The sequence below is a fragment of the Geodermatophilus obscurus DSM 43160 genome, from assembly GCF_000025345.1.
Classification (GTDB): Bacteria; Actinomycetota; Actinomycetes; order Mycobacteriales; family Geodermatophilaceae; genus Geodermatophilus; species Geodermatophilus obscurus.
Genome location: NC_013757.1, coordinates 1,340,089 through 1,366,386, shown reverse-complemented (window position 1 = coordinate 1,366,386; position 26,298 = coordinate 1,340,089). Strand labels below are relative to the sequence as shown.

Below are 26,298 nucleotides of genomic sequence, written 5' to 3'. Positions count from 1 at the left end.
CGCTCAGCCCAGGTCGCCGCCGGCCACGGGCAGGACGGTCCCGGTGATGTAGGAGGCCTCCTCCGACGCGAGGAAGGTGATGGCCGCCGCCTGCTCGTCCAGGGTGCCGTAGCGCTTCAGCAGCGAGGACTCGACCGTCTGGTCGACGATCGTCCGGTACCAGGCCTCCTCCTGCTCCGTCGCCGGTGCGGGGCCGCGGGGCGTCCGGCGGGGTGGAGCCTCGGTGCCGCCGGGCGCGGTGGCGACGACGCGCACGCCGTGCGGCGCCATCTCCAGGGCCAGCGCGGTGGTGATCGCGTTGACCCCGCCCTTGGCCGCGGCGTAGGGGATCCGGTTGAGCCCCCGGGTGGCCACCGAGGAGACGTTGACTATGGTGCCGCGGCCCCGCTCGACCATGTGCGGGACGACGGCGCGGCAGCACCACAGCGTCGGCCACAGGGAACGGCTGATCTCCGCCTGGACCTGGTCGGCCGGATAGTGCTCGAACGGCTTGGCCCAGATCGTCCCGCCCACGGTGTGGACGGCGACGTCGATGCGGCCGAACCGCGCCAGCGCGGCGTCCACGACCGCGGACGCGCCCTCCCAGGTCTCCAGGTCGGCGACCACCGGGACCGCCTCGGCGCCCGGACGGGTCAGCTCGCCGGCCAGGTCGCGCACGAGCTCCGCCCGGTCGGCCAGCACCAGGGTCCCGCCCTCCGCGCTGATTCGCCGGGCCGTGCGCTGGCCGATCCCCTGGCCGGCACCGGTGACCAGGACCACCTGGCCGGCGAACCGGCCCGGCGTGACGAACCGGGGACGGCGTCCCGCGGCGAGGTCGTGCATGGCCCGTCGGGTGGTCTCCTTCGACCGCTCCGCGTGCTCGGTGACGAGGATCCGTGCCCGCTCGCGGTGGCCGTTCCGGAACGCCTCGACGATGTCGAGGTGGTCCTGCGCGCACCGCGGGTGCACCCAGGTGGCCGAGCGCAGCGACTCCTCCATGTGCCCCTTGACGCCGAGCGCCTGGTAGGCGCGCAGCAGGTGCTCGTTGCCGGTGAGGGTGAACAGGTAGTCGTGGAAGGCGGCGTTGGTCTCGGTGTAGGCCGCCGCGTCGACGAACCGGTCGCCCTCGACGTAGGGCACGGTGGCCTCGGCCAGCACCCGGTAGCCGACGAGCTGCTGGTGCGTCAGGCGACCGATGGTGAGCTCGAGCGCGCCCAGCTCCAGCGCCCGCCGGGCGTCGAAGATGGCGTCGGACTCGTGCACGGACGGGTGTTCCTCACCGATCTCGTACCCGTCGCCCGTGATCGTGTAGCCCTCGGCGGTCAACGCCGGTTCGATCTCCGCGTCCGCCTGATCTCCGTCCGCCTGATCCGCGTCCGCCTGACCCGCCGGCGCCTCGGGTGTCGGTGGGGTGAGCTGCTCCAGCGCCACCTCGGGCAGCATCTCCTGACCGGCGACGGCGCGGGCGCCGACGGCGGGCACGAGGTCGTCGGCGTCGTCCACGGGCAGGACGTCACCGGTGGGGAACGGCTCCCCGATCCGCTGTCCCGCCACGCGCCACATCTGCTCCGGCGACTCAACACGCGGCCGCGCCGCGTCGGCGCCGAGGGGGAACAGCTCGACCGGCGGGAACAGGGCCTGCCCGGCCGACGTCCGGCCCTCCCGGCCGTCCAGGGCCAGCAGCTCGGCGACCGTGTCCGGCACGACCACCGGCACCGGCGGCGGCTCGGGAGCGACCTCCTCGGGCTCCGGCACGACCGCCCCGGGCTCGGGTCCGGCGACCTCCCCGGCGGCCTCGGTCGGGACCGCGGCCAGCGCGAACTTCTCGTAGTAGAAACCCGAGGGGGCCACCCCCAGCGCGGCGACGTGCCCGCGGACCGCCTCGACCATGGCCGGCGGGCCGCAGAGGTACACCGCGGCATCCCCGTCGTGCAGGTGCTCGGGCCCGTAGAGGCCGGTGACGTAGCCCTGGTTGGGTGCCGTCGTCGCGGGGTCGGCGACGCAGTAGTCCCAGGTGAGTCCGTCGATGGCGCCCGCGAGCTGCTCCAGGGTGTCCATCTCGACGAGGTCGTCGTCGGTCGTGACGCCGTAGACGAGGTGCATCCCGCGGTCGCTGCGGTTGCCCGCCAGGGTCCGCAGGATGGACAGGACCGGCGCCAGCCCGGTGCCGCCGGCCAGGAGCAGCAACGGGGCGTCGGAGTCGCGGAGGAAGAAGCTGCCGTGGGGTCCGGTGAAGGTGATCTCGTCCCCGACCTCGGCGCGCTCTGCCAGGTACGTGGACATGACGCCGCCGGGTGTCAGCTTCACGAGGAAGGTCAGTGCCTCGTCCTGCGGGGCGCTGCTGAAGGAGTACGAGCGGGACTCCTCGGTGCCGGGGACGGCGATGTTGACGTACTGCCCAGGGAGGAACGCCAGGGCGTCCCGGTCGTCGATCTCGACGGTGAGGCCGACGGTGGTCGGGGAGAGCCGGTCCAGCACGGTGATGCGACCGCGGTGCGTGGCGGCGCTGGTCTTGGCCACGGCCGAGGTCGTCGGGATCTGCAGCACCAGGTCCGAACGCGGCTTCATGCTGCAGGGCAGCACGTACCCGGTGGCCGCCTCGTCGGCCGAGAGCGCGTCCTCGAGGTAGGCGCCCCCGTCGAACTCGCCGGACTCGCAGAGCGACTTGCAGGTCCCGCAGGCGCCGTCACGGCAGTCCAGCGGGATGTTGATCCGCGCCCGGTAGGAGGCGTCGGCGACGGTCTGGTCCTCGCGGCAGGTGATGAACCGGGTGACCCCGTCCTCGAACGCGAGTGCAACGCGATGGTCCATGGGAGGTCGCTCCCCAGCTCAGAGGTGGTAGACGTCGACGACGTGGTGGATGTAGTCGTTCTTGAGCACCACGGTCTTGCGACGGATGAGGGGCGCGGGCCCGGAGAAGTCGATCGTGTAGAACGACGTCCCGTAGTAGGGGTCCACGGTCTTGTACCGGAAGTACATCGTGTGCCAGTTGAACCGGATGTCGACCAGGTCGCCGCGGCGCTCGATGACCTCGACGTTGGAGATGTTGTGACTCGTGCGCGGCTCGGGCAGCGACGTCGCGCTGGAGCGCTCGGTGCGGATGCGGAAGACGCGGTCCTCCAGGCCCCCCTTGTTCGAGTAGTAGATGAGGGACATCTCCCGGTGCGGGTCCTCGGTGAGCCGGTCGTCGTCGGCCCACGACGGCATCCAGAAGACGACGTCGTCGGCGTAGCACTCCAGCCACTTCTCGAACTCGCGGTCGTCGAGGTAGCGGGCCTCGCGGTAGAGGAACTGCTCGATCGCGTTCTGGGTGATGAGCTTCCCGCCCGCGGGCGCTGCCTCGACCGGGGCGTGCTGGGGGTTCTGCGTGGCGGTCATGACGGTCAGCCCTCCGGAGTCGCGGTGGCCACGCCGGACCGCTTCTCGAGTGCGGCGCGCATGGTCTGCAGCCAGTAGCCGTGCTGGATCGGGTACAGCCCCTCGTCCTCGTTGCGCTGCCCCGCGGAGATGACGCCGTCCATGCCGAGGGCCTCGGCGACCGGGTCCGGCCCGTTCAGCCAGTGCTCGGCACCGCGGCTCATGTCGTTCCAGGGCGCGGCGGTCGCCCGGAAGGTGAGCTGGCAGGAGCGGAACTCCTCCAGGTCGTCCGGCGTGGCCATGCCCGAGGCGTTGAAGAAGTCCTCGTACTGGCGGATCCGGTGCTCGCGGGCCTCGGCGCTCTCGCCCTTGGGGGCGATGCAGTAGATGGTGACCTCGGTCTGCTCGGGCGAGATCGGCCGGAAGTGCCGGATCTGGGTGCTGAACTGGTCCATCAGGTAGACGTTCGGGTAGAGGCACAGGTTGCGGGAGCCCTTGATCATGAACTCGCCCTTGGCCTCGCCGAACTGCGCCTTGAGCTCGTCCATGCGGTCCCACAGCGGGCGGTCCTCCGGGTTGGCCGCCCAGGTCCACAGGCACAGGTGCCCGTTGGGGTAGGACCAGTAGCCGCCACCGGACTTGCCCCAGCCGCCGGCGTCCAGGGCCTTGGTCGTGTTCTTCGACTCGCCCGTGCTGCGCCGCGAGGTCGTGGCCGCGTAGTTCCAGTGGGTCGCGCTGACGTGGTAGCCGTCGGCGCCGTTCTCCGCCTGGACCTTCCAGTTGCCGTCGTAGGTGTAGGTCGAGGAGCCGCGCAGCACCTCCAGCCCCTCCGGCGACTGGTCGACGAGCATGTCGATGACCTTGGTGGTGTCACCGAGGTGCTCGGCGAGCGTGCTCACGTCCGGGTTGACGCTGCCGAAGAGGAACCCGCGGTAGCTGTCGAACCGCGCCACCTTGACCAGGTCGTGCGAACCGTCCTTGTTGAAACTGCCCGGGTAGCCGGCGCCGTCGGGGTCCTTGACCTTCAGCAGGGCACCGTCGTTGCGGAACGTCCAGCCGTGGAACGGGCAGGTCAGCGTCATGCGGTTGTCCGTCTTGCGGCGGCAGAGCATCGCCCCGCGGTGTGCGCAGGCGTTGATCAGGCAGTGCAGCTCGCCGTGCTTGTCGCGGGTGATGACGACGGGCTGGCGGCCGATGTAGGTGGTGAAGTAGTCCCCGGGGTCCGGGACCTGGCTCTCGTGCGCGAGGTAGACCCAGTTCCCCTCGAAGATGTGGGTCATCTCCAGCTCGAAGACCTCCTCGTCGGTGAAGATCCGACGGTTGGCGCGGTAGACCCCGGCCTCGGGGTCGTCGATCACGGCATCGGTGAGGACGTCGTGCAGCTGGGTGGCATCGACTGTCATGGCGGACCTCCGGTCCAGTGGGCAGTGGGTCGAGTGCGCTCCCTCCACTGTCAGTGGTGCGGGTCACGTCCGCGCCAGCACTCTGCCCAGTCCTGACCCAGGGTCGACCCAGACGCTGAGCGTCTCGATGTGGTGCAATTCAGTCTTTGCGGCTACACGGGCACCGGTCCTACGTTGGGTGCATCACAGCGACGCACCCAGCGCTCGGTCAGCGCGGGCCGGACCGCGAGAGGAGGGGACGTGGAGATCAGGCAGCTGCAGTACTTCGTCGCCGTGGCGCAGACCCGGCACTTCGGACGGGCGGCCGAACGGCTGCACATGGCCCAGTCCCCGCTGTCCCAGGCGATCCGGCAACTGGAGGCCCAGCTCGGCGCCACGTTGTTCGACCGGACGACGCGCCGGGTCGAGCTCACGCCGGCCGGCGAGGCCCTGCTGCTCGACGCCGAACGCATCCTCGGGTCGATCGAGGCCGCGCAGACCCGGGTGCGGCTGGTCGGTGCCGGCAGGACCGGGCTGCTCCGGGTGGGTGCGACCGGACTGGCCGCCTACCGCCAGCTCCCCCAGCTGGCCCGGATCGCCACTCGCGAGCTGCCCGGCCTGCAGCTGAGGTTCGAGCCGGACCTCCTCACCCCCGCGCAGGAACAGGCGCTGGAGGAGGACCGGATCGACCTGGCCGTCCTCCGTCCCCCCCTGCGCCGCGCCGGCCTGGCGTCGCGTCTGGTGGCCCGCGAGCGCCTGGTGGTGGCGGTTCCGCAGAGCCACCGTCTCGCCGGGGACGAGCCGGTGAGGCTCGCCGAGCTGCGGGACGAGGACTTCGTCGTCTACGGGGTCCCGGACTCCGTCGTGGACGGGGCCGTGACCCAGGCCTGCCTCAGCGCCGGCTTCCTCCCCCGCCGCGTGCACGCGGCGGCCCAGACCTCGATCCTGCTCACGCTCGTGGCAGCCGGCCTCGGCGTGGCGGTGCTGCCGGAGGCCGCGCTGGCCCTGCGCGTCCAGGGCGTACAGCTGATCCCGGTCGCCGACGAGGTGTCCATCGACCTGGCGATCGCGTGGCGCCGAGAGGACCCCTCCCCCGCTCTGGCCCGGTTGCTCCGCGCCCTGGAGGCCAACGGCTTCACCACCCCCGACGTGGACCTCCCGTCCGCAGACCTCGACGTCCCCCTGGGAGGAACCCGGTGAAGATCGACCGGATCGAGGCGATCCCGTTCGCGATCCCGTACCGCAAGCCCCTGCGCTTCGCCAGCGGCGAGGTCCACGTCGCCGACCACGTGCTGGTCCGGGTGCACACCGACGACGGCGTGGTCGGTGTGGCGGAGGCCCCGCCGCGGCCCTACACCTACGGCGAGACCCAGGCGTCCGTCGTCGCGGTGATCGACGAGCTCTTCGCGCCCGAGCTGCTGGGTCTGTCCCTGCTGGAACGGGAGACCGCCCACGCCCGCATGGACCGGACCGTCGGCAACCCGGCCGCCAAGGCAGCCGTGGACATGGCGAGCTGGGACGCGCTGGGCCGCACGCTGGACCTCTCCGTCTCACAGCTGCTGGGCGGCTTCACCGACCGGATGCGGGTGTCCCACATGGTCGGGTTCGCCCCCGACGCCGAGATGGTCGCCGAGGCCGAGCGCGTCCGTGACACCCATGGCATCCGCGTGTTCAAGGTGAAGGTGGGCCGGCGCCCGATCGAACTCGACGTCGGCGCCTGCCGGGCACTGCGGGAGGCCCTGGGCCCGGACGTGGAGCTCTACGTGGACGGCAACCGCGGCTGGACGCCGTCGGAGGCTGCCCGTGCCCTGGGCGCGATGGCTGACCTGGACCTCACGCTGTCCGAGGAGCTCTGCCCGGCCGACGACGTGCTCGGCCGACGCTGGCTCACCACGCAGACGAGCGTGCCCACGGTCGCCGACGAGAGCGCCACGACGCCCGGCCAGGTCACCCGCGAGCTGCTCGACGGCGCGGCCACCATGATCAGCATCAAGACGGCCCGCACCGGGTTCAGCACCTCGCAGCGGATCCTGCACCAGTGCGAGGGCCTCGGCGCCGAAGTCGTGATCGGCAACCAGATCGACGGCCAGATCGGCACCGCCTGCAGCGTGGCCTTCGGCGCCGCCCACCGTTCCTCGTCGCGACGAGCCGGTGAGCTCTCCAACTTCCTGGACATGAGCGACGACCTGCTCACCGAACCGCTGGAGATCTCCGGCGGCGAGCTCGTCGTCCGTCCGGGACCCGGGACCGGCATCGAGATCGATCCCGACAAGCTCGCGCACTACCGCCGGGACCGCTGAGAAAGGACCTCCCTGCCCCCCACCAGAGAAGGACCCCGTCCTCCCCTCCCTTCGCAGGCTCAGGGTGGGACCCGAGACGGGGCCACGGCGGGGCCCTGCAGGGAGGCCACCCATCCGCACCACACCGACACAGGAGGACCACCATGAGCGCACCCACCGCCCCCAGCCCGACCGCGGCCGGCTCCGGCCGCAACGCCACCGAGCGCTTCGCCGAGAAGCAGCGCTCGACGGCGCAGGTCGACCACGCCCGCGTCTCGGCCATCGCCACCAACGCCATCACCGCCCTGCACGAGGTCATCCGCGAGCACCGGGTGACGTACGCCGAGTACGACGCCCTGAAGGCGTGGCTGATCCGGGTCGGCGAGGACGGCGAGTGGCCGCTGTTCCTCGACGTGTGGGTCGAGCACGTCGTGGAGGAGGTCGCCAACGCCGACCGCAAGGGCGCCGTCGGCACCATCGAGGGCCCGTACTACATCCCGGGCTCGCCGGAGTTCCGCAGCGAGGGCACCCTGCCGATGCGCGACGGTGAGGCCGGCACCCCGTTCGTCTTCCAGGGCACGGTCACCGACCTCGAGGGCAACCCGCTGGACGACGCCCGGGTCGAGCTGTGGCACGCCGACGACGACGGGTTCTACTCGCAGTTCGCGCCGGGCATCCCGGAGTGGAACCTGCGCGGCACCATCCTCACCGGTCCCGACGGCCGCTTCGCGTTCACCACCGTCAAGCCTGCGCCCTACCAGATCCCGACCGACGGCTCCTGCGGCGCGCTGATCGCCGCCGCCGGCTGGCACGCCTGGCGCCCGGCCCACCTGCACCTCAAGGTGTCGGCCCCGGGCAAGCAGCTGGTCACCACGCAGCTGTACTTCGCGGGCGGGCAGCACGTCGAGGACGACGTCGCCCAGGCGGTGAAGCCGGAGCTGGTGCTCCGGCCGACCCCGGCCGCATCGGGCACCGGCGAGGAGGTCACCTACGACTTCGCGCTGGACCCCGCGTGACCGAGCTCGCGAGGTCACGCACGAACGGAGCACCCGGGCACGGGCCGACGAGCGCCAGCGAGGAGAAACCGTGACCGAGCTGTACGCGGTGCGGATGGACGTCGCGCTGCCGCCGGACATGGACCCGGCGGCACGCGACGACCTCCTCGCCCGGGAGAAGGCGTACTCCCAGCAGTGGCAGCGCTCCGGCCACTGGCCGCACATCTGGCGGTGCGTCGGGCAGTACGCCAACCTCAGCGTCTTCGCCGTCGACAGCAACGAGCAGCTGCACCAGATCCTGTGGGGCCTGCCGCTGTTCCCCCACATGAGCATCACGGTCACGCCGCTGGCCGCGCACCCGTCGGACATCGCGCAGGACCCGGCGCACAAGAGCACCGCGCAGACCCCGGCGCAGGACGACGCGGCGCAGTAGGCACCGCGCAGGACCCGACAGCCAACGCATCGTCCGGCTGACCCCGCACGACCCGCAGCACCGCACGACCCGCACCACCGCACGACCCGCACCGCTGCACCACCAGGCCGCCCGGCGTCGACACCTCCGCCCGGCGCATCCCCCCTCCCCCACCCGTGGCGACGTCGGTCGCCGGGTGTCCCCTGCCCTGCCACGGCCACCCGGCCGTCCCGCGCCAGGGCCCGTCCCGAGGAGAACAGCAGTGGCATTCCCCACGCAGGACGGAGCCGTCCGGCAGGACGTGCTCCGTCGCAGGTCGGTCACCTGGATCGTCTCGCTGGCCACGGTCGGCCTGGTGGTCGAGGCTACGACCTGGTCGTCTACGGGACCGTCGTCCCCCTCTTCCTGCGCGACCCCGGCCAGATCGGCGAGGTGACGCCGGCCCTGGCCGGGGCGCTGGGCAGCTACGCGCTGATCGGCGTGCTGGTCGGGGCCCTGCTGGCCGGCAGCGTCGCCGACGTCATCGGCCGGCGGAAGGTCATGCTCACCGCCTACGCGTGGTTCTCCGTCGGCATGGCACTGACCGCGCTGGCGGCGAGCACGACGACCTTCGGCCTGCTCCGCTTCGTCACCGGCATCGGGGTCGGCGCGCTGGTCGCCACCACCGGAGCGCTCGTGGCCGAGTTCGCACCCGCAGGGAAGAAGAACCTGGCCAACGCGATCACCTACTCCGGGGTGCCGCTGGGCAGCCTGCTCGCCGCCCTGCTGGCCATCCTGCTGCTGGACGTCATCGGCTGGCGGGGCATGTTCTGGATCGGCGCCCTACCGCTGGTGACGCTGTTCCCCCTCGCCTTCCTCAAGATGCCCGAGTCGCCGGCCTGGCTGGCGTCGCGCGGCCGCCTGGACGAGGCGCAGGCGGTCTCGGCGCGGACCGGGGTCACCCTCGCCGAGCCCCGCACCGAGGGCCCGGAGGTCGTCGCCCCGGTCGCCGAGGGACGTGCCGGCTTCGCCGGGCTGACCGGCCGCACGTACCTGCTGCCGACCTTCCTGCTGGGCCTGCTCAGCGCCACCGGCCTGCTGCTCGTCTACGCCCTGAACACCTGGCTGCCCGAGCTGATGGGCCGCGCCGGCTTCTCCACCAACGGGTCACTGGCCTTCCTGCTGGTCCTCAACGGCGGCGCCGTCCTGGGCGCGCTGGCCGCCTCCCGGTTCGCCGACCGGTTCGGCCCCAAGCGCGTGGTGGCCGCCTCGTTCCTGTTCGGCGCCGTGGCGCTCGCGCTGCTGACGGTCAGCCTCCCGCTCGGCGTGCTCCTGGCCTTCGTCGCCGTCGTCGGCCTGGGCACGAGCGGGACGCAGATCCTCATCTACGGCTTCGTCGCGACCTACTACCGCACGAACGTGCGCAGCGCTGGTGTCGCCTGGTGCGCCGGGTTCGGCCGCCTCGGTGGCATCGGCGGTCCGCTCATCGGCGGCCTGCTCGTCGCTTCGGGCATCGCACTGAACACGATCTTCTACGTGCTCACCGCACTGGCCGTCGTCGGCGCCCTGCTCACGCTGGTCGTGCCGACGGCGGATGCCCGGCACGCGCAGGCGGCCCGCCGGACGGCGCCCGTCGCGCTGGCCCTGGAGCCGGGCGACCTGCTCGCCCGCCGGGCGCGGTAGCGGGTCGGCAGCCACGGACACAGGACAGGCCCGCCCCGGACGCCGGATCCCGGCGTCCGGGGCGAGCACTTCCCATGCCGTCCCCGCGGCGGCAGGGGTGGTGAGGTCGGCGAGGGCTTGCACGCGTCGTTGCGCCCGGACGACGCCGTAGGAGGCGCAACCGGCGCCCGAGATGGTCCGCCGCGTGATGCGGCACGTCCTCACCCACCAGGCCGACCAGCTGCAGGACGACGGCATCGCGGTCCTCAAGTGGTTGACCGGCGGGGAGCGCCGCGCGCTGCCCTGGTCGGACTGACCGGGGACACCGGCCGACCGGTCACTCGTGGAGCTCGGCTCCGGAGACGACTCCGGCTCGTCGAACGCCGGGACACACCCTGGAGTCGATCGGGACCACTCGGTCGCCGGCCACCACGACCGGCGGCGACGTCGAGGTCCGCTTCGCCGTGACGGTGGTTGTGCGATGTCCCCGCAGCTGCTCGCAGGGTCCTCGGTCCGAGCCGTCGGCGTGCCGGGCTCACGGACGCTGTCCGTTCCCCCGACACGGCTCTCCGGCGGCCGAGGTGCCGACCCCCTGACGTTCGTGCAGGACCGCCGCACGTGCGGTTCAGCCGCCGGGGCGACCCGACAGGGGTGAGCGGTAGGTGTGTCCACCCCATTCGTCGGCCCAGGCAGAGAGCGGCCGCAGGGCGTCCAGCAGGCCGGCGCCGTGCGCGGAGAGGCGATACCGACGGTCGTCGTCGGCCTCGATCAGACGGGCGCCGACGAGTTCGGCCAAGCGGTCACGGAGCACGCTGGAGGACATCCCCTCACAGCGTTCCTGCAGTGCGCGGAAGCCCAGCTGCTCCTCGCGCAGCTCCCACACGACGCGCAGCGCCCAGCGACGGCCGAGCAGGTCGAAGGCCACCAGCAGCGGCTTGCCCGTCCGTGTACCCCGCGCGGCGCGGCCCGGCCGCGGCCCTTGTGCTTCGTTTTCCGAAGCACTACCGTTCTGCTTCGACACTCGAAGCATTCTAGCGGACGAGGGGAGCAGGACGTGATCGAGAGATACGGCAACACCAGGGGTCTCCACGGACTCCCCGTCATCAGTCAGGTCGTCGTGCACGGCGACACCGTCCACCTCTGCGGCGTGACCCCCGATCCATCCGGCGACATCACCGCCCAGACCCGCCAGGTCCTCGAGCGGGTGGACGAGCTGCTGTCACGAGCGGGGACCGACCGGTCGCGTCTGCTGACCGCGCAGGTGTGGCTGCGCGACATGGCGCTGTTCGGACAACACAACGCTGCCTGGAACGAATGGGTCGACCAGGACAACCCGCCCGTGCGGGCCTGCGTGCAATCCGAGCTGTGGCAGCCCGGCCTGCTGGTGGAGGTCATGGTGACAGCGGCGAGGGCGTGACCGTCCTCGCGCACCGCATCGTCGCAGACGACCGTGGCCCCACACCTGACGCACGCGGCCTCGCCGCCGGGCTGTTCCCGCGCGTCGACGGTGGTCGCGGGGGCCGGTGCGGGCTCGCTCATCGCGGCCGGCCCAGTCCTCCTCGAAGGCACGGGCGTTCCACCGGAACACCGGGGCCCGCTCCCTCGGGAGGGCCGATGCGCCCCGGCGTCACGCTGCTGCTGGCCCGGTCCCGGGCTCCCAGGGGTCCAGGCAGTCGTTCCTCCCAGTGCCCCCTGCTACGCCGGCTCTCCCGGGCCGGGACGACGCTGCACCGGTCCCTGACGGGCCCCTGCAGCACCACGGCCGACAGGGCGCTCCCGGCCGCCCGTCGCGCCCGCACCCACCGCACCGGGGGGCCGACCGCTCCGGACCCCCGCCGACCTCACACCCAGGACACCAAGACCCCGCCCGCCCATCTCGCCGGAGAGGACAACCGCCATGACCCAGACCCCTCCCACGGTCACGACCGTCTGCATCGCCGGCTGTGGACCAGCCGGCGCCATGCTGGGCCTGCTGCTGGCTCGCGCCGGCATCGACGTCGTCGTCCTGGAGAAGCACGCGGACTTCCTGCGCGACTTCCGTGGCGACACGGTCCACGCCTCCACGCTGCAGGTCCTCGCAGAACTCGACCTGCTGGACGGCTTCGAGGAGCTGCCACAGCAACCCACCAGCACCATCACGCTGATGACCGACAGCGGGATGGTCCCGCTGGGTGACTTCACCCGGCTACCGGGCCGATTCCAGCGCCTCTCGATGGTGCCGCAGTGGGAGTTCCTGGACTTCCTCACCGCTGAAGCCGAGCGGGCCCCCCTCGTTCGCCCTCTACCGGCAGGTGGAGGTGGTGGGGTTGGTCGAGGAGAACGGCACAGTGGTCGGAGTCCGCTACCGGCGGACGGACGGCGACGGCACGCAGGCGGAGACCGAGCTACGGGCCCTGCTCACCGTCGGCGCTGATGGGCGCAACTCCGCGGTCCGGCGGGCAGCCGGGATGTCCGTGGTCGAGTTCGGCGCCCCGCTGGACGTGCTCTGGTACCGCCTCCCCAAGGCGCCCGGGGATCCGGCCGGGTCCTTCGCGCGGTTGGTTCCCGGTCGGTTGCTCCCCATGATCGACCGGGGCAGTTACTGGCAGGGCGCCTACACCATGCCGAAGGGCACGGTGGCTTCGCTGAGGGCGGCGGGCATCGAGGCGCTGCGGTCGGACATCAGGAAGGCGATGCCCTTCCTGAGCTCCCGGCTCGACACGGCACTGCGCAGCTGGGAGGACACCGGCTTCCTCGAGGTCCGCGTCAACAGGCTGCGCCGCTGGTACCGGCCGGGCCTGCTGTTCGTCGGGGACGCCGCCCACGCCATGTCCCCGGTCGCGGGAGTCGGCATCAACCTCGCCATCCAGGACGCGGTGGCGGCAGCCAATGCGCTCGTCGCGCCCCTGCGGCGCGGCACCGTGGGGGAACGCGACCTCCGCCGGGTGCAGCGCCGCCGCGCCTTCCCCACCCGGGTCACGCAGCTCGTCCAGCGAGCGGTCCAACGACAGATGATCAGAGCAACGGGTGCTCCCGATCGACCCGCCGGGGTCCCGCTCCCCCTGCGCCTCATGTCCCGGGTTCCACTGCTGCTGCGGCTGTTCTCGCGGTTCATGGCGATCGGGATCCGCAACGAGCACGTGGCCCTACCGTGACCACCCGCGGTCGCAGCGCCGGCCCGACACCGTCACGGCGCCGAGACGGGCGCAGCCCTCCGGACGGACTCCCGGCCAGAGGAAGGGAAGCCTCGGGCGGCCGACCGCACGGGCGCCCTGTTGCTGCCGGGAGAGGGTGGCAGGACTGCGACCAGAGACGCGGGCGGAGTCAGCCCGCGCCGCGCTGTCCCGTCATCCCTGGCCGCGGCCGCGCCCCGGCTGTCCGAGCGCGGCCGGCGGCGCGTTGCCCGCGGTTGCGCCCTTCGCGTACTGCGGCGTCGTCAGGTAGACGAACTCGTAGACGCCGTCCGCCGCGAGCTCGTCGGTGATGATGCCCTCGCCGATCCGGATGCCGTTCTTGACGAGCAGTTCCTGGTGCACGGGGAACACGGCCTGCACCACCGGGTTGCCCAGCACCTCGAGCGCCCAGGAGTCCGAGCCGATGATGGCGGGGCGCCGGTCAGCCAGGAAACGCGCCTCGGCCAGGTAGATGCCTGGCTCCTGGGCCACATAGCGCTCCGGCTCGCTCCGGGCGATCTTGTTCCAGCCGGTCCGCAGCAGCACGACGTCGCCGGGATGGATGTGTCGGATGCCGCCCCGAGTCGCCGCGGCCCTCAGGTCCGAGATCGTGATCCGGTAGTTGTCGCGCAGCACCGGATCGCCGTCCCTGCTGCGCGACAGCGCCTCGCTCGCTCCTTCGGCGAGCTTCAGGCCCAGCACGTCGAGCAGGATGCCGCGGGTGACGACCGGCCCCATGTGCTCGTTGCCGAGCCTGCTCGTCCCGCTGGGCGTCGCGATGTCCGGGCCCTGGAAGCCGTTGTAGAAGGTCGGCCCGACGCCGATGTGGTTCAGCCCGTCGAGCTGGGTGACGATCTGGTAGGTGTGACCCTGGGGGAAGCGCTCCTCGTGCACGCTGACCCGGTTGGCACCCAGCGGGTCCGTGCTCTGCAGGATCCCGCCGCCCTCGGTGAAGCCGGCGGGAGGCTGGTACCCGAGGACGGTGAGCCGCTGCTCGTAGACGCGCGGCGGCGTGGTCCGGTAAGCCGGGAAACCGTTGGTCATCAGGTCGCCCAGGTTGTACGTCTTCACCGGATGGCCGTCGGCCAGCAGCCGCAGGGCGGAGGCGGTCTTGGCGGCCGTCACCTCGTTGAACGTGCCGCGCTGGTCAGTCGGGCCGTAGCGGGACGGCGCCCAGCCGCCGCCCTCGGCGAGAGCCACGTCGAACATCGCATCGTCGTCGCCCGCGCCGCCCATGGCCTCGCTGGGTCCGGCCGCAGCGGCCGGCGACGCGCCGGTCAGACCAGCGACGCCGAGAGCGGCAGCGCCGGCAAGCCCGAGTGCGGAGCGGCGGGACAGGGCGGTGTGGGCCGAGAACAGGTCGGAACGCATGGTGCTCCTCAGGACGCCGGGGGCCGACCGTACGAGGGCTGGTGTGACGCAGGCAACACTCGTCCTCGCACCCCGACGGCTGGAGTGGACCGACGAGCCGCTGGCCTGCTGAACGCCCGGCGAGCGGCGCGGCGTCAGCAACGGCCCACGAAGCCACCAACGCCCCGATGGAGGAGGTGAGAGCTCCCCCCTCAGCGCTACGGGAGGGACAGGTGATCGCGGCCGCTCGGACCCACCGCAACTCCGCCCGGTGGCCCGTCGCGCCGACCGTGGGACTGCGGCAGTTCCGCGCACGGCAGAGCCTGGATTTCTACGGCATGGGTAACCGAGCCGAACAGACCTCCCGTCCTGCTGGGCATGGGATGTCGGGGTGGTAGCCAGTACCAGGGGTGAATCCAGTCATGTCGTTGATGCGCTGCCGGCATTCATCGCCACTCCACGATGATCCGGCTGGCACCTCAACACCCTCGGGCAGGCGGGTTCCTTCGTTGGTGGTTACCCCAGTGAGTTGCTCGGAAGTCAATTCCCGGACTTGACTAAGGTCAGCATCGCTCAGGTTTGCGCCACTCAGATCGGCGAACTCGAGGAGAGTTCTTCCCAACTTCGACTCCCTCAGGTCGGCACACGTGAGAAAACTCCGCCGCAAGGTTGAATGGTCGACACCGGTCAGGTCCATCTTCCACAGAAAGGCGCCCCGGAGATCAACGCTAGGCAGGTACGCGTCTGCCCCGCTGGGGCGGAACTCTTGGAGGTTCCTGAGGCCATGCATATCGACGCGTGCCAGATCCACCGAGTTGTCGCCGAGGCTCGGGTTGCTCGCCAGTATGCTCAACCGGGAGATTGCGGGCGGCACCACGGGAGGATGTGAGCTTCCGTAATCTGCCAAGCCCCCATCGGTGAAGGACCCCTTCTCCTTGACGTAGGCGGCAAGGGTCTGGACGGCGTTTGTCGCTTCGGCATGTTGACGTTCTGTGTCCGCGAAGTTGTCCCTGTCTTCAATGAACGTTCCGAGTCGCCGTATCGAGTTTATCTCGACCGCGCCGACTGAGCTACTGAGTCCCTGGATTATATCGTTGTACTCGCTGGCCCTGCTGCTCAACTCAAACTGTGTCGCGGTTGTACGCAAGGTCATGAGAGCCACGCCCACGACCACCGCGTTCGATACGACGGCGATGATCAATGCGGTGACAACCGTTGCTCTATTGTGCTTCCGCGTCAGCGATAACTCTTCCCTGCGGAAGGCCCTCTCGTCGGGATCCATAGCCATCGTGTCGCCCGGAATACTTGGCGCGGTTTCAGGTCAGTCGCACAACTCGCCGAAGAACTGCGCGTTGTTGTCAGCAATCGGGGCGTTCTGACGGACGACCTGGCCGAATGGGCGGTTCTCCCCGGCCGCACCCGAGATGGCTTGTCCGTTCTCTCGACAGCCCTGCTCGCCGCTCTGTCCGGGTGTCGTGTGCGGAGGGTCTGCGCTGGCGGCGGCTGGGGTGAAAACCACCAGCCCCAGGCCGAGTAGCGCACCTGCAAAACACCGTCGAACGCTCACGCCATCCCCCAGATGATCATTCACCGTGCGTGCTTGGTGCGCGGGAACCTAGCCGTAAGCACGTCCGACTGGGAAGAGGTTTCCGCCGCCTCGTCACGACTCAACTTCGGCGGTCGGCGATGGACCTGACGGCGGCAAGGCATCACTCCCGAGGAGGCCACGTAGCTCTCGTATCCTCTAGTCACGAGGGTGGTGCGCGGTGACGCTGGAACGAGCTAGCAGCGCGGACGACCGGCAAGGCGGAGATCGGACTTCCTTCCTAGCCGCGGGGTGGCGACAGTTGGCGACGCGCTGGCTCTTGCTGATCGCCTGCGTCGTGTGCGCGGCTGGACGGATGTGGGACTTGCGTCCGCTGGAGATCCGGTGGGCGATGTTGGCGAGTGGGTGAGCGGACTCGCAGCTTCCGGCGGCTTGATCTTTGCGGCACTGCAGATCAAGCACGCTTCAAAGGCGCGCGCAGACGAGGCCGCCCGTCGAGAGGACGATGAACGCGAGCGGCGCGAGGCGCAAGCTCGGGCAGTTGCACTGAAGATTTCGACTTACGCCGACGACTAAGGAGGCGGATACTACACAGAATATCGCGTAGTGAATGGCGGCGATTATCCTATCGACAACGTGTCCCTGGCGTGGCACAATCTCGCGCCGGATCTGGGCTCCTTCTTGGTGTCGCATGGCACGTTGCTTTCAAAGGAGGTACTCAAACACCAGCGCCCCGTGGCCCCTGACAAAGAGAGGTCGAAGCAGGTCCTCGAAAATCCATCGCACGTCGAGGTTCGCTTCGGTGACACCTGGAATCAGGGTTGGACCCGGGGTGCGGGCTTGCTGGAGCGAACCGACTGGTCCGTCAATCAATGAGTGGAGCACAGCGCGGGCGTGGTTGTCCCTCCCGCGACGGATCTACCTGGACACCGGCCTATGCAGACGCTGTACGACTACGGCAACGTGATCTGGGAGTCCGAGCAGTTCATTCCCACGGGCAGGGAAGCGAAGGTCGTCGGCTTCGCCGAGGAGCTCGAAGCACGCCGGCTGATCTTCAGCGTCAACGAGCGGGCGCAATTCGACTTCATTGTCACCGAGGCCAGCTTGCAAGAGGTTGTGGCCCGCGGACAACATGGCTACACGCGGTGGGTCCACGAGGTCCTGGACGCCTGGCTTGTGCACTCGGCCAGCGAAGAGGGACCCATTTCCACGGCAAGCTACGAGCGTCCTGGCAGCGTGAGCGCTGAAAGGACGTTGCAGAAGTAGGTTGCCGGGCTCTGTTCCGATGTGACGGCTCGGCGCAGGCTGACGGGCGTGTCGTTGCCTGCGTCTTACCCGCCGCCGCGGCTGATCAGCGCCGAGATGTGGGCGCTGGTCGAGCCGTTAGTCCCGCCGCAGCCGCCGGCGGTGCACGGACGCACCGGCCGGCCCGGGCCTTCAACCGGGACGTGCCCGAGGGCATCGCCTTCGTACCGTCCACCGGCATCGGCTGAACCAAGCTCCCGGCCGAGCTGGTTACGGGTCGGGCTGGACTGCTGGCGCCGGATGCACGAATGGCAGCCGGCCGGCGTCTTCGACCAGTTGCACCAGGCGGTGCTCCATCGGCTGGGCGAGCAGGGCCGGCTGGACTGGTCGCGGGCCAGCCTGGACTCGGTCAGCGTCCGCGCAAAGAGGCGGGTGAGCTGACCGGGTTGAACCCCACCGACCGCGGCAAGGCCGGCAGCAACTACCACTGGACCCGACTGCTGAAGGCGGCCGGTGTCCGCCACGTCCGCCTGCACGACGGCCGGCACGCCGCCGCCACCCTGCTGCTCAGCGAGAACGTCCACCCGCGCGTCGTCATGGAGCTGCTCGGCCACAGCCAGATGCGCACGACGATGGACATCTACAGCCACGTCATGCCTGCACTGGCTCGCGAGGCAGCCGACCGCATGGGAAGCCTGCTGCTGCCAGGTGGAAAGAGGCGAACTGCAACCACAACTGCACCCAAAGACGACTCAGGCCGTCCCCCCGGAGGGGAACGGCCTGGTCGTCGGGGTGGAGCTGAGGGGACTCGAACCCCTGACCCCCACACTGCCAGTGTGGTGCGCTACCAGCTGCGCCACAGCCCCGTATCCGGCCCGGTTCGTCGTGTCCGAGCCGGGGACGACTCTACAGGGCCCCGGCCGCCTTCCGGTGCAGGGGGTCGGGTCGCCGCGTCAGACCTCGACGCCCCGGGCGGCCAGCCACGGGACGGGGTCGATCCGCTTGCCGTTCATCCCGCCCTGGTGCACCTCGAAGTGCAGGTGCGGTCCGGTGGACTGGCCGCGGTTGCCCAGCAGCGCGATCGTCTCGCCGGCCTCCACGTACTGGCCCGGCTCGACGAGGATCGAGTCCATGTGGCCGTAGACGGTCACGTCGCCGTTCTCGTGGAGGACGTAGACGGCCAGCCCGAAACCGCTGGCCGAGCCGGCCCGGAGGACGACGCCGTCCATGGCCGCGTACTCCGGCGTCCGCATGGGGGCCGCCAGGTCGATGCCGTAGTGGAAGGTGCCCCACCGGCCCCCGTAGCCGCTGGTGAACCGGGCGCCGTCGACCGGCAGCACCGCCTTGGGCCGAGCGGCCTCCCGAGCCGCCTCCGCGGCGGCCGCCTCGGCGGCGGCGCGCTCGGCGCGGGACGCGGCGACCTCCGCCAGCCGGGCCTCGGCCTCCGCGACGGTGATCGAGGCCATGGGCAGCGTCTCGACGTCGTCCCCCACGGTGGCCAGCTCCATCTGGGCGGCGAGCACCGAGGTCGACCCGGTGGGGGTGTCGGAGGCGCTCGAGACGCCGGTGACCCCCGCGACCAGCCCGCCCACGACCAGGGCCGTCAGCAGCAGCGGGCCGCGGCGCGGGCCCGGGGCCGGCCGCTGGGCACGCGAGGGAGCGGGGACCCGGGGATCCCCGGAGCGCTGAGCGCGACGCCGACCGGCCATGCACCTACCCGTTCGTGGGGAAGATCGCCCGTTGCCGGGCTCGAGGGGCTCGCCGGTGATCCAAACACTCCGTGACGGATCCGTGACCCATTGCACGGCGTGTCATCGGAGACACGCCGTGAGTGATGTCCCCCACGTCCCCGACGTCACAGAGGGCGTGACGGCGATCCTGTTTGGAAGGGGTCCCCTGCGGCTACGTTCGCGCTCCGGCGTGAAAAAACCGCGCCGCGACGCCCAGCGCCCATCGCGGCTCACGCCACCGAGGGACGGCCCCGGACTGGCCGGACCGCGTTGCCACGTGTAGTCATGATCATCGCCGCACCGCGCGCGGCCCCCGACGACACCGGGGCCGCTCAAGGACCGCCGCGAGGGGGGACGTCACCGCACGACCTGCACGAGGGAGGACCGACGCCGCATGACCACGGCAGAGCCCATCACGGGGCCCCGGGCGCCGGCCCGCACCCCGGTTTCGGCCACGCTCCTCCCGACGGCCCCCGGGCCGGAGGCGCTGCAGGTCCGTCCGCTGACCCAGGCGACGCTGTACAGCCACGGCGCCCGGATCGCCGTCCCCACCTACGACCGCGCCGCCCTCACCCCGTCCGTCGTCCACCTCAGCGTGGGCGGCTTCTCCCGCGCCCACCAGCTCATCTACTTCGACGAGCTCGCCGAGCGGCGCATCTCCACCGGGTGGGGCGTCGTCGGCGTCGGCCTGCGGCAGCGGCACCTGCAGGACGCACTCGCCCCGCAGGACCACCTCTACACCGTCGTCGAGCGCAGTCCCGACGGTGAGCGCGCCCGCGTCGTCGGCGTGATGGTCGACTACCTCTACGCCCCCGACGACCCCGCGGCCGTCCTCGACCGGCTGAGCGACCCGCGCACCCGTCTCGTCACCCTCACCATCACCCCCGACGGCTACCTGCTCGACCCGCAGACCCGCGCGTTCACCGCCGACCACCCCGACGTCCTCCGCGACCTGGCCGAGCCGCACGCCCCGGCCACCGTCTTCGGCTACCTGGTCGAGGCCCTCGACCGGCGTCGGAAGGCGGGCCTGGCGCCGTTCACCGTCGTCTCCTGCGACAACCTGCACCGCAACGGCGAGGCCGCCCGCGCCTCCGTCGTCGGCCTCGCCCGGCTGCGCGACGAGGTGCTCGCCCGCTGGATCACCGACGGGGTGGCCTTCCCCAGCAGCATGGTCGACCGGATCACCCCGCAGACCCCGCCCGAGGAGCGGGCCGCCCTCGCCGCCCGCTACGGCGTCGACGACCGCTGGCCGGTCGTCACCGAGCCGTTCTCCCAGTGGTTCGTCGAGGACACCTTCAGCCACGGCCGCCCGCCGCTGGACGAGGTCGGGGTCCGCTTCGTCCCCGACGTCGGCGACTACGAGCTGATGAAGACCCGCCTGCTCAACGCGAGCCACTCGGCACTGGGCCACCTCGGCTCCCTGGCCGGGTACGACCGCATGGACGAGTTGATGGGCGACCCCGTGTTCGCCACGTACGTCGAGCGGCTCATGGACGACGAGGTCACCCCGCTGCTCCCCCAGCCCGACGGCGTCGACCTCGCGGACTACAAGCGCACCCTGCTGCAGCGCTTCGCCAACCCGGCCATCGCCGACCGCCTGTCCCGGCTGTGCCGGCGGGGCTCGGCCAAGCTGCCCCAGCACCTGCTGCCCTCGCTGCGCCAGTCGCTCGTCGAGGGCCGGCCGGCTCCCCTGCTCCTCCTCGCCGTCGCCGGCTGGTGCCGGTACCTGCGCGGCACCGACGACGACGGCCGCCCGCTGCCGCTCGAGGACCCGCGCGCCGACGAGCTCCGCGCCCTGGCGCTGGCGGGCGGCGGCGACCCGCGGCCGCTGCTCGGCGTCCGCGCGGTCTTCGGCGACCTCGGCGACGACCCGGTCGTCGTCGCCGCGCTGACCGGCGCGATCGAGACGATCGACCGGCTGGGCGCCCGCGCGGCGGTCGCCGCCGCCCTCGACGTCCCGGCCCTCCCCCTGACCCGATGACCAGGAGCCCCATGACCACAGCCCCCTCCGGAGGCACCGCTCCGGTGCCCGCCCTCCCCGAGCCGCTCGTCGCGGGGCTCGAGGTCCTCCTCTGCGACGCCGACGGCAACCTGTTCCCCTCCGAGGAACCGGCCTTCGTCGCCTCCGCCGACGTGACCAACCGCCTCCTCGCCGACCTCGGCGTGGACCGCCGGTTCACCCCGGAGGAGCTGCGGCTGGCCACCACGGGCATGAACTTCCGGACGACGTCGCGCCGGCTGGCCGCCGAGGCCGGGCACCCCGACCTCGACGTCGAGCAGTGGGTCGCCGAGGAGAAGCGGGCCGTGACCGCGCACCTGGGCGCGACCCTCACCCCGCACGAGCCGACGACGGCCGCGCTCACCGCCCTGTCGGGGTACCTGCGCTCGGCCGCCGTGAGCTCCAGCGCGCTGACCCGGCTGGCCGCCTGCTTCACCGCCACCGGCCTCGACGGGCTCATCCCGCCCGCCGTGCGCTTCAGCGCCGAGGACTCGCTGCCGGTGCCGACCAGCAAGCCCGACCCGGCCGTCTACCTGCACGCCTGCGAGCAGCTGGGCATCGCGCCGGAGGCCGGGCTGGCGGTCGAGGACTCCGTTCCCGGCGCCCTGTCGGCGGTGCGGGCGGGCTGCCCGACCGTCGGCAACCTGCTCTTCGTCCCGGAGGCCGAGCGCGCCGAGCGCGCAGCGGCGCTGTTCGACGCCGGGGTGCTCACCGTGGTCGACTCCTGGCAGCAGCTGGCCGACCTGCTGCTCCCGGTGCTCACCCGCCGGGCCGCCGGCGACCTGATCCCCACGGGAGGAGATGGGTGAACATCGTCTACGTGGCCTTCCGCGGCCACTTCTCCGACAGCCCCCGTGCGCTGTACGAAGGACTGCTCCAGCGCGGCGTCGAGGCGACCCACACCTGGCTCTCGGCCCCGCACACCCAGGCGACCTTCCCCGACGACGTCGCCACGGTGACCTTCGGCAGCCCCGAGTCGATCGCGGCGCTGGAGGGCGCGGACGTGGTCGTCTCGAACGACCACATCCCGCTGGACTGGGAGAAGAAGCCCGGCGCCCGCTACCTGCAGACCTGGCACGGCACCCCGCTCAAGCGGATCCACAACGACGTCCGCTGGGCGCCGGAGGGCCGGCTGGCCTACCTGGAGCACGACATCGCCAAGTGGAACCTGCTGCTGTCCCCGAACGCGGCCAGCACCCCCCGGCTGCGCAACGCCTTCGGCTACCGCGGGGAGATCCACGAGACCGGCTACCCGCGCAACGACCTGCTCAGCAGCCCCCAGCGGGACGCCGTCCGGGCCGCCGTCCGCGCCGACCTCGGCATCCCCGACGACCAGACCGTCGTCCTCTACACGCCCACCTGGCGCGACGACCTGGTGTTCAACAGGACCGGGCCGCAGGACTTCGAGTTCCCCGTCGACCTCGAGGAGTTCACCGCCCGGCTCGGGAAGGACCACGTGCTGCTGCTGCGGCTGCACAACATGGTCATGGACCGGCTGGAGGTCGTGGCCGGCTCTCCGGTGCACGACGTCTGCAGCCACCCCGACATCCGGGACCTGTACCTGGCCGCCGACGCCATGGTCACCGACTACTCCTCGACGATGTTCGACTTCGCCATCACCGGCCGGCCGATGCTGTTCTTCGCCTACGACCTGGCCTACTTCCGCGACGAGCTGCGTGGGTTCTACTTCGACCTGGAGGACGTCGCCCCCGGGCCGATGCTGTCCACCAGCGCGGAGCTGATCGACGCCATCGCCGACCTCGACGGGGTGCGGGAGCGCTACGCCACCCGCTACGCCGAGTTCCGGCAGACCTTCTGCCACCTGGAGGACGGGCACGCCACCGAGCGCGTCCTCGACCTGCTCTTCCCGCCGGCACCGGCCGGCGGGACCACCACCCGAGGAGGGGACGACCGTGCTCGCTGACCGCGCCACCACCGCCGAATTGACCGGGCCGGCCCCTGCCGCCCCGGGCCTGGACGTCCCCGTCCAGGTCGTCATCCTGGCCGCCGGGATGGGCACCCGGCTGGGCCGGCCCTGGCCCAAGCCGCTGACCCCCCTGCACGACGGGCGCAGCATCCTGCAGCGCCAGCTCGACGGGCTGCGCTCGGTGCTCGGCCCCTCGGTCGACATCACCGTGGTCGTCGGGTTCGAGGCCGAGCGCGTCATGCGGGCGGTCCCCGACGTGCGCTTCGCCTACAACCCCGACTACCGGGTCACCAACACCTCGCAGAGCCTGCTGCGCGCGCTGCGGAACACCCGCGACGGCGGCGTGCTGTGGCTCAACGGCGACGTCGTCTTCGACCCGGCGGTGATCGAGACCGCCCTGCCGGCGCTGCGGGCCGAGGAGAGCTTCGTGTGCGTCGACACCTCCACCGTCGCCGACGAGGAGGTCAAGTACACCGTCGACGCCGAGGGCTGGATCGACGAGCTGTCCAAGACGGTGGTCGGGGGCCTCGGCGAGGCGGTCGGCATCAACCACGTCTGCGCCGCCGACAAGCCGGTGCTGATCGAGCACCTGGCGACCTGCGCGGAGCAGGACTACTTCGAGCGCGGCATCGAGACCGCGATCGCCTCGGCCGGGCTGCGCGTCCGGCCGCTGGACATCTCGCAGCACGCGGCCGTCGAGGTGGACTTCGAGGCCGACCTGGAGCGGGCGAACGCGATGTTCGCCGAGCGCAGCCACCTGCAGCCGGTCACCGGCGACTCGGCGTAGCACCCGGGCCGGCCGGCGAGTCCCACCTGCGCAGCAGGAACTCGTCGGCCGGCCGGTCCGGCCGCTCACGGAAGCGGCGGGTAGCGACCAGCCCGCCCACGACGCAGCCGGCGCCGAGGGCCACGAGCACCGCCACGGCCGCACGGGTCAGCAGCACCGGCCCCTCGGCCAGCACGTTCGCCGTCCAGAGCACGTCGACGTCGGGCAGCCCCTGCACCAGCAGCAGCCACCCGAGGACGACGCCCAGCAGCGCGGTCAGCCCGCCGCGGCCGCGCACCGCGGCGACCAGACCGGCGACCGCGACGGCGAGGGCGACCAGCCCGGGCAGCAGCGCCGAGACGAGCGCGGCCGCGTGCAACGAGACGCTCGCCGCGGGTTCCGGCGTGGTCGCCGCGTGGTACACGGCGGCACCTCCGCCGACGAGCAGCAGCGCCCCCAGCAGCCGGGGGCCCGACGCGACCAGCGAAGCGGCGACCGGGGCCAGCGCCAGGACGACGTAGACCGGCCACACCCCCCAGGCCGGGGGCGGCGGGCGCCAGGTCAGCTCCCCGCGCACCTGCACCTCGGTGCCGCCGTGGGCCAGCGGCACCACCCACGCCGACACCAGGTGCTCGCGGGTCGGGTCGGCGGCCACCGCGGGCGGCAGCACGCCCTCGCTCATCCAGTGCGTCCGGTGGTCGTGCCAGACGTAGCCCGGCTCGGTCGAGACCCGGACCCAGTCCGGCTCGGCGTCGGGGTCGGCGTGCGGCGGCAGCGTCGTGCGGCCGAACCGGTCGAGGTTGATGTAGGTGGCCGGGCTGTTCGCGTTGCGCCACACGCCGTCCGGGCCGATGCGCAGGTAGGGCTCGTCGGAGTAGCCGGGCACCTCGACCTCGGTCGCGGTCGGGTTGACCACCTCGAACTCGTCGCCGAAGGACAGCACCCGCACCGCGACCCCGCGCAGCGCCGGGTCGACCGCGAGCACGCGCGCGTCGAAGTCGCTGCCGGCCGCCCCGCCGCCGACGTGCGCCTGCGCGGGACCGGCGAGCAGCAGGCCGGCCAGGGCCCCGAGGACGACGACCAGCAGGCGGGCCGCCGCGCGACTCACGCCCCGGCCACCAGGCCGAGGTCCCCGGCGATGTCGCGGCTGGTGTTGCCCGCGTCGAAGGCCACGTGGGCGAGGTCGTCCGCGCCGTACAGCAGCAGCAGCGAGGAGTGCAGCCGGCCGTTGTCCTCGGCCTGCGGCACCCCGGCGGCGAGCTGCGCCTGGTCGATCGCGGCCTGGTCGCCGGTCAGCCCGACGAAGCGGGTGGGCAGGTCTGCGTCGAAGCGACCGAGGTACTCGGCGAGCACCTCGGCGGTGTCGAACGCCGGGTCGGTGGTGACGAAGACCACCTGCACCTGCTCGGCCAGCGCCGGGTCGACCCCGCGCAGCGCGACGGCGACGTCGGCCATCGTGGCCGGGCAGACGTCCGGGCAGTTGGTGAAGCCGAAGAACAGCAGCGTCGGCTTCCCACCGGTCTCGGCGGCGAAGTCGTAGGGCTGGCCGCCGGGGCCGGTGAGGGTGAACGACGGCCGCTGGTACGGGTCGGGCAGGTCCAGCCCGGCGTAGCGGTCCTCGGGGCCCTCGACCTGCGCGACGGCGCCGTGGCCGTCGTGGCCCCCGGCGGCGGTGTCCTCGTCGGCGGCCCCGCCACCGCAGCCGGCCAGCACGAGCCCGGCCGAGACGGTGAGGACGGCCAGCCGGCTGCGACGGAACAGACTCACGAGGACACGGTACGACGGCCTGCGCGCCATCCCAGGACGACGCCGGCCAGACCGGTCAGCAGCGCGAGGATCGCCACGAAGAGCGCCAGCGCGCCGGGGCCCGCCTCGCTGTGGTCGGTGCTGTTCGCCGCCGCCGTGTCGGTCGCCGCGGTCGTGGCGGCCGCGCCGTGGGCGACGTCGGCGGGAGCGGTCAGCGTCAGCACCGGCGCGGGGCGCTCGGGCTCGGCCTGGCCCGCGACGGTCGGCTCGATCCACGCCGCCTCGGTGCCGTCGCTGTAGCTCTGCACCGCCGGGAAGGACAGCTGGTCGCTGTCGGGGAACGGCCCGCCGGAGAGCGCGAACTCCTGGAACTCGCCGGGCCGGATGCCGGCGCCGTCCGCCGCGCGGAACTCGACGACCGACACGTAGCTGCCCACCTGCTCGCCGTGGCTCTCCAGCGGCGACTGCAGGTTCGCGCTGGTCGTGGTGACCGTCCAGCCGGGCACCGGCTGCACCCGCAGCGAGGCCATCGCGGACTCCTCCGGGATCGAGACGCGCAGCGCCACGGTGCTGGCGGTGTCGCTCTCGTTGGGCACGCGGAAGGTCAGTTTGCCGAAGCCGCCGGCGACGGCGTCGGCCGAGGAGACGCTGACGTGCGCCGACGCGGCGCCCGCTCCGGCGAGCGCGGCGGCCAGCGCCGTCAGCAGGGCGACGGCGATGACGCCGAGTCGCGCGAGCGGTCGGGGCAGGGATGAGGACACGGTTCTCCTGTCGGATCGGGTGGAGCGGGTG

General features: G+C 71.9%; 23 protein-coding genes, 1 tRNA gene and 2 pseudogenes. 15 read left to right on the top strand and 11 right to left on the bottom strand.

The annotated features are described in order from the left end of the window. Positions 1-3: 3 nt before the first annotated feature. From benC to benA, 3 genes are read right to left on the bottom strand one after another with little or no spacing between them, the layout of a single operon-like run. Positions 4-2,790, bottom strand: a complete 2,787-nt coding sequence (gene benC / locus GOBS_RS06390; RefSeq protein ID WP_012947478.1) for a benzoate 1,2-dioxygenase electron transfer component BenC — start codon at positions 2,788-2,790, stop codon at positions 4-6. Between the two features lie 18 nt (positions 2,791-2,808). Next, positions 2,809-3,357 carry a benzoate 1,2-dioxygenase small subunit gene (gene benB / locus GOBS_RS06385; protein WP_012947477.1) on the bottom strand — a complete coding sequence of 183 codons (549 nt, stop codon included), beginning with the start codon at positions 3,355-3,357 and terminating at the stop codon, positions 2,809-2,811. Between the two features lie 5 nt (positions 3,358-3,362). Next, a complete protein-coding gene (gene benA / locus GOBS_RS06380; protein ID WP_012947476.1) occupies positions 3,363-4,739 on the bottom strand; it encodes a benzoate 1,2-dioxygenase large subunit in 1,377 nt (458 codons plus the stop codon). A 240-nt stretch (positions 4,740-4,979) separates the two neighbouring features. Between benA and GOBS_RS06375 the strand changes: the two genes are divergently transcribed. From GOBS_RS06375 to GOBS_RS06355, 5 genes are all read left to right on the top strand, one after another. Then, the gene (locus tag GOBS_RS06375; protein ID WP_012947475.1) at positions 4,980-5,918 is read left to right on the top strand and encodes a LysR substrate-binding domain-containing protein; all 939 of its coding nucleotides are present in this window, start codon (positions 4,980-4,982) and stop codon (positions 5,916-5,918) included. After that, the gene (locus GOBS_RS06370; protein ID WP_012947474.1) at positions 5,915-7,018 is read left to right on the top strand and encodes a mandelate racemase/muconate lactonizing enzyme family protein; all 1,104 of its coding nucleotides are present in this window, start codon (positions 5,915-5,917) and stop codon (positions 7,016-7,018) included. The genes GOBS_RS06375 and GOBS_RS06370 overlap by 4 nt, the downstream gene beginning before the upstream one ends. 143 nt (positions 7,019-7,161) lie before the next feature. Next, positions 7,162-8,013 (top strand): catechol 1,2-dioxygenase, encoded by an 852-nt coding sequence (gene catA / locus GOBS_RS06365; RefSeq protein WP_012947473.1) that lies wholly within the window; start codon positions 7,162-7,164, stop codon positions 8,011-8,013. A 70-nt stretch (positions 8,014-8,083) separates the two neighbouring features. After that, positions 8,084-8,425 carry a muconolactone Delta-isomerase gene (catC, locus tag GOBS_RS06360; RefSeq protein ID WP_012947472.1) on the top strand — a complete coding sequence of 114 codons (342 nt, stop codon included), beginning with the start codon at positions 8,084-8,086 and terminating at the stop codon, positions 8,423-8,425. A gap of 246 nt (positions 8,426-8,671) precedes the next feature. Beyond that, positions 8,672-10,066: an MFS transporter gene (locus tag GOBS_RS06355; protein ID WP_208104466.1), complete on the top strand. Its 1,395-nt coding sequence runs from the start codon at positions 8,672-8,674 to the stop codon at positions 10,064-10,066. Between the two features lie 604 nt (positions 10,067-10,670). Here the strand turns inward: GOBS_RS06355 and GOBS_RS06350 are convergent. Next, positions 10,671-11,075, bottom strand: coding sequence for a winged helix-turn-helix transcriptional regulator (locus GOBS_RS06350; protein ID WP_012947470.1), 405 nt, complete (start codon positions 11,073-11,075; stop codon positions 10,671-10,673). 24 nt (positions 11,076-11,099) lie between these two features. Between GOBS_RS06350 and GOBS_RS06345 the strand changes: the two genes are divergently transcribed. From GOBS_RS06345 to GOBS_RS06340, 3 genes are all read left to right on the top strand, one after another. Continuing rightward, positions 11,100-11,462: a RidA family protein gene (locus GOBS_RS06345; protein ID WP_012947469.1), complete on the top strand. Its 363-nt coding sequence runs from the start codon at positions 11,100-11,102 to the stop codon at positions 11,460-11,462. A gap of 480 nt (positions 11,463-11,942) precedes the next feature. Beyond that, a complete protein-coding gene (locus tag GOBS_RS29225) occupies positions 11,943-12,458 on the top strand; it encodes an FAD-dependent monooxygenase (RefSeq protein ID WP_279432640.1) in 516 nt (171 codons plus the stop codon). Continuing rightward, the gene (locus tag GOBS_RS06340; protein ID WP_279432639.1) at positions 12,373-13,179 is read left to right on the top strand and encodes an FAD-dependent monooxygenase; all 807 of its coding nucleotides are present in this window, start codon (positions 12,373-12,375) and stop codon (positions 13,177-13,179) included. The genes GOBS_RS29225 and GOBS_RS06340 overlap by 86 nt, the downstream gene beginning before the upstream one ends. Before the next feature lie 192 nt (positions 13,180-13,371). Here the strand turns inward: GOBS_RS06340 and GOBS_RS06335 are convergent, their stop codons facing one another. Further along, positions 13,372-14,568, bottom strand: a complete 1,197-nt coding sequence (locus GOBS_RS06335) for a cyclase family protein (protein WP_012947468.1) — start codon at positions 14,566-14,568, stop codon at positions 13,372-13,374. Between the two features lie 310 nt (positions 14,569-14,878). Next, on the bottom strand, positions 14,879-15,829 hold the full coding sequence (locus tag GOBS_RS26070) for a pentapeptide repeat-containing protein (protein ID WP_208104400.1): 951 nt from the start codon (positions 15,827-15,829) through the stop codon (positions 14,879-14,881). Between the two features lie 1,200 nt (positions 15,830-17,029). Here GOBS_RS26070 and GOBS_RS06325 point away from each other — a divergent pair. The 3 genes and pseudogenes from GOBS_RS06325 to GOBS_RS29630 all read left to right on the top strand — a co-directional run. Beyond that, positions 17,030-17,359, top strand: coding sequence for a hypothetical protein (locus GOBS_RS06325; RefSeq protein ID WP_012947466.1), 330 nt, complete (start codon positions 17,030-17,032; stop codon positions 17,357-17,359). Positions 17,360-17,455: 96 nt separating this feature from the next. Continuing rightward, a pseudogene (locus GOBS_RS28595) lies at positions 17,456-17,833 on the top strand (transposase); the annotation flags it as partial. A gap of 2 nt (positions 17,834-17,835) precedes the next feature. Then, positions 17,836-17,931 (top strand): annotated as a pseudogene (locus GOBS_RS29630) (hypothetical protein); the annotation flags it as partial. Positions 17,932-18,131: 200 nt separating this feature from the next. On the opposite strand, the gene GOBS_RS06315 reads toward GOBS_RS29630, so the two are convergent. Then, positions 18,132-18,204 (bottom strand) — tRNA-Ala (locus GOBS_RS06315). An 87-nt stretch (positions 18,205-18,291) separates the two neighbouring features. Then, complete coding sequence (locus tag GOBS_RS06310) at positions 18,292-19,047, bottom strand: M23 family metallopeptidase (RefSeq protein WP_012947465.1); 756 nt, start codon at positions 19,045-19,047, stop codon at positions 18,292-18,294. Between the two features lie 415 nt (positions 19,048-19,462). Here GOBS_RS06310 and GOBS_RS06305 point away from each other — a divergent pair, with 415 nt between their 5' ends. Genes GOBS_RS06305 through GOBS_RS06290 form a run of 4 tightly spaced genes read left to right on the top strand, consistent with a single transcriptional unit; the run spans position 19,463 to position 23,781 of the window. Beyond that, positions 19,463-21,049 (top strand): mannitol dehydrogenase family protein, encoded by a 1,587-nt coding sequence (locus GOBS_RS06305; RefSeq protein WP_012947464.1) that lies wholly within the window; start codon positions 19,463-19,465, stop codon positions 21,047-21,049. Positions 21,050-21,060: 11 nt separating this feature from the next. Continuing rightward, positions 21,061-21,876, top strand: a complete 816-nt coding sequence (locus GOBS_RS06300; protein WP_012947463.1) for an HAD family hydrolase — start codon at positions 21,061-21,063, stop codon at positions 21,874-21,876. Further along, positions 21,873-22,991 (top strand): CDP-glycerol--glycerophosphate glycerophosphotransferase, encoded by a 1,119-nt coding sequence (locus GOBS_RS06295; protein WP_012947462.1) that lies wholly within the window; start codon positions 21,873-21,875, stop codon positions 22,989-22,991. The genes GOBS_RS06300 and GOBS_RS06295 overlap by 4 nt, the downstream gene beginning before the upstream one ends. Next, positions 22,981-23,781 (top strand): phosphocholine cytidylyltransferase family protein, encoded by an 801-nt coding sequence (locus GOBS_RS06290; RefSeq protein WP_012947461.1) that lies wholly within the window; start codon positions 22,981-22,983, stop codon positions 23,779-23,781. The genes GOBS_RS06295 and GOBS_RS06290 overlap by 11 nt, the downstream gene beginning before the upstream one ends. Here GOBS_RS06290 and GOBS_RS06285 read toward each other — a convergent pair. From GOBS_RS06285 to GOBS_RS06275, 3 genes are read right to left on the bottom strand one after another with little or no spacing between them, the layout of a single operon-like run. Next, positions 23,762-24,868, bottom strand: coding sequence for a hypothetical protein (locus GOBS_RS06285; protein WP_012947460.1), 1,107 nt, complete (start codon positions 24,866-24,868; stop codon positions 23,762-23,764). The genes GOBS_RS06290 and GOBS_RS06285 overlap by 20 nt on opposite strands. Beyond that, entirely contained in the window at positions 24,865-25,527 is a 663-nt protein-coding gene (locus GOBS_RS06280; RefSeq protein WP_012947459.1) for an SCO family protein, read from the bottom strand. Before GOBS_RS06280 ends, GOBS_RS06285 begins: the two co-directional genes overlap by 4 nt. Further along, entirely contained in the window at positions 25,524-26,267 is a 744-nt protein-coding gene (locus GOBS_RS06275) for a YcnI family protein (RefSeq protein WP_012947458.1), read from the bottom strand. The genes GOBS_RS06280 and GOBS_RS06275 overlap by 4 nt, the downstream gene beginning before the upstream one ends. Positions 26,268-26,298 lie beyond the last annotated feature (31 nt).

What these genes read in the sequence shown, in the direction of transcription:
- benC (WP_012947478.1), bottom strand. Translation starts at nt 2,790, where the DNA reads ATGGACCATCGCGTTGCACTCGCGTTCGAGGACGGGGTCACCCGGTTC.
- benB (WP_012947477.1), bottom strand. Translation starts at nt 3,357, where the DNA reads ATGACCGCCACGCAGAACCCCCAGCACGCCCCGGTCGAGGCAGCGCCC.
- benA (WP_012947476.1), bottom strand. Translation starts at nt 4,739, where the DNA reads ATGACAGTCGATGCCACCCAGCTGCACGACGTCCTCACCGATGCCGTG.
- catA (WP_012947473.1), top strand. Translation starts at nt 7,162, where the DNA reads ATGAGCGCACCCACCGCCCCCAGCCCGACCGCGGCCGGCTCCGGCCGC.
- GOBS_RS06350 (WP_012947470.1), bottom strand. Translation starts at nt 11,075, where the DNA reads ATGCTTCGAGTGTCGAAGCAGAACGGTAGTGCTTCGGAAAACGAAGCA.
- GOBS_RS29225 (WP_279432640.1), top strand. Translation starts at nt 11,943, where the DNA reads ATGACCCAGACCCCTCCCACGGTCACGACCGTCTGCATCGCCGGCTGT.
- GOBS_RS06335 (WP_012947468.1), bottom strand. Translation starts at nt 14,568, where the DNA reads ATGCGTTCCGACCTGTTCTCGGCCCACACCGCCCTGTCCCGCCGCTCC.
- GOBS_RS26070 (WP_208104400.1), bottom strand. Translation starts at nt 15,829, where the DNA reads ATGGATCCCGACGAGAGGGCCTTCCGCAGGGAAGAGTTATCGCTGACG.
- GOBS_RS06325 (WP_012947466.1), top strand. Translation starts at nt 17,030, where the DNA reads ATGCAGACGCTGTACGACTACGGCAACGTGATCTGGGAGTCCGAGCAG.
- GOBS_RS06310 (WP_012947465.1), bottom strand. Translation starts at nt 19,047, where the DNA reads ATGGCCGGTCGGCGTCGCGCTCAGCGCTCCGGGGATCCCCGGGTCCCC.
- GOBS_RS06305 (WP_012947464.1), top strand. Translation starts at nt 19,463, where the DNA reads ATGACCACGGCAGAGCCCATCACGGGGCCCCGGGCGCCGGCCCGCACC.
- GOBS_RS06300 (WP_012947463.1), top strand. Translation starts at nt 21,061, where the DNA reads ATGACCACAGCCCCCTCCGGAGGCACCGCTCCGGTGCCCGCCCTCCCC.